Origin of the sequence: Bowmanella dokdonensis, assembly GCF_017254865.1 — a bacterium.
Lineage (GTDB): Bacteria > Pseudomonadota > Gammaproteobacteria > Enterobacterales > Alteromonadaceae > Bowmanella > Bowmanella dokdonensis.
In genome coordinates this window covers 1-305 of the sequence record NZ_JAFKCV010000303.1, presented here as the reverse complement: position 1 = coordinate 305, position 305 = coordinate 1, and the positions used below count along the sequence as shown (strand labels likewise).

1 protein-coding gene is annotated in these 305 nt (G+C 54.8%); it reads left to right on the top strand.

All coding sequences use genetic code 11. The annotated features are described in order from the left end of the window. Positions 1 to 28 precede the first annotated feature (28 nt). A partial coding sequence (locus J0A66_RS22690; RefSeq protein ID WP_277603627.1) for a nitrilase-related carbon-nitrogen hydrolase occupies positions 29 to 305 on the top strand: 277 nt, incomplete at its 3' end.

The following is a 305-nucleotide window of genomic DNA, read 5'->3' as shown; positions in this document are numbered from 1 at the left end:
GCCTAATCCCGAGGAAAACTTGCAGACCTTGGCGACACAGCTAAAGGGATTGGATCCATCTGTGCCTTCTTTGGTGGTGTTGCCAGAGTGCCTTGCCTGCTTTGGTGGCAGCGACAAAACTCAGCTTGAGCTGGCAGAAACCCTGGGAGAAGGGCCTGTTCAGAGTGCTTTGTCTGCCCTGGCGGCTGAACATGGTATCTGGATGGTAGCCGGTACCATACCAGTCCGGGTACCGGACAAGGAGAAATTTACCGCTTCCAGCCTGCTTTTTTCACCATCGGGGCAAAGAGTGGCGCACTATCGCA